This is a genomic window from Oceanobacter kriegii DSM 6294 (assembly GCF_000422845.1).
In the GTDB taxonomy this organism is placed as follows: Bacteria; Pseudomonadota; Gammaproteobacteria; order Pseudomonadales; family Oceanobacteraceae; genus Oceanobacter; species Oceanobacter kriegii.
This window is the reverse complement of record NZ_KE383935.1, coordinates 1-1,655: the sequence shown is the minus strand read 5'-3', so window position 1 is coordinate 1,655 and position 1,655 is coordinate 1. Positions and strand designations below refer to the sequence as shown.

The 1,655-nt window shown below is 55.6% G+C and carries 1 protein-coding gene; it reads right to left on the bottom strand.

The genetic code is table 11. The features are described 5' to 3' along the window. The coding region (locus G516_RS23475; RefSeq protein ID WP_156879119.1) for a cadherin-like domain-containing protein at positions 1 to 1,655 on the bottom strand (1,655 nt) is incomplete at both ends.

Below are 1,655 nucleotides of genomic sequence, written 5' to 3'. Positions count from 1 at the left end.
GCTGAGTCGACAGTGACCGTATCGCCATCTGCATCATTGCTACCCGCCAGCAGATCAATGCTCGCAGGAGTATCTTCAGCAGTAGTTTCAGTACGACCGCTTGGAGTAGTTGGCGCTTCGTTATCACCAGTAACCGTTACTGTGATGGTTTCCGTCACGGTGCCGCCATTACCGTCACTCAAGGTGTAAGTGATGGTATCGGTACCGTTGAAGTCCGGGTTCGGCGTGTAAGTGGCAACGCCGTTAGCGTCGACGGTGATAGTGCCGTTCAGAGCGGATGCTGAATCGACAGTGACCGTATCACCATCCACATCAGCAGAACCTGACAGAAGATCAATGCTTACAGGGGTATCTTCTGCGGTGGTTTCAGTGCGACCGCTTGGCGTGGTCGGTGCGTCGTTCTCAGCGGTTACAGTGACAGTAATCGTCTCGGTAACCGTGCCGCCATTACCGTCGCTCAAGGTGTAAGTGATGGTATCGGTGCCGTTGAAATCAGCGTTCGGTGTGTAGGTAGCAACGCCGTTAGCGTCCACGGATACCGTACCGTTCAGCGCGGATGCAGAGTCCACGGTAACCGTATCGCCATCCACATCAGCAGAGCCTGCCAGCAGATCAATGCTCGCTGGAGTGTCTTCAGCCGTAGTTTCAGTACGACCGCTTGGAGTCGTTGGTGCATCGTTTTCGGCTGTGACGGTTACCGTGATGGTTTCAGTTACCGTGCCGCCATTACCGTCACTCAGCGTGTAGGTGATGGTATCGGTACCGTTGAAATCAGCGTTCGGTGTGTAAGTCGCTACGCCGTTAGCGTCGACGGTGATCGTGCCGTTCAGAGCGGATGCGGAGTCGACGGTAACCGTATCGCCATCCGCATCAGCAGAACCGGCCAGCAGATCAATGGAAGCTGGGGTGTCTTCCGCGGTGGTTTCAGTACGGCCGCTTGGCGTTGTCGGTGCGTCGTTTTCAGCAGTAACGGTGACTGTAATGGTTTCAGTTACCGTGCCACCGTTACCATCGCTCAGTGTGTAGGTGATGGTATCGGTGCCGTTGAAGTCCTGGTTCGGCGTATAGGTAGCAACGCCGTTAGCGTCCACGGTGATCGTGCCGTTCAGAGCGGATGCGCTATCCACAACCACGGTATCGCCATCGACGTCAGCTGAACCGGCCAGCAGATCAATAGACGCAGGGGTATCTTCAGCGGTGGTTTCAGTGCGACCACTTGGAGTGGTTGGTGCGTCGTTTTCAGCAGTAACGGTGACTGTAATCGTCTCAGTCACGGTTCCGCCATTACCGTCACTCAGCGTGTAGGTGATGGTGTCGGTGCCGTTGAAATCAGCGTTCGGTGTGTAAGTCGCTACGCCGTTGGCGTCGACGGTGATCGTGCCGTTCAGGGCAGAGGCTGAGTCGACAGTGACCGTATCGCCATCTGCATCATTGCTGCCTGCCAGCAAATCAATAGATGCTGGGGTATCCTCCGCCGTAGTTTCAGTACGACCGTTTGGCGTGGTTGGCGCATCGTTTTCAGCAGTAACGGTGACTGTAATCGTCTCAGTCACGGTACCGCCATTACCGTCACTCAAGGTGTAGGTAATGGTGTCGGTGCCGTTGAAGTCCGCATTTGGCGTGTAGGTTGCGACGCCGTTAGCGTCCACGGTAAC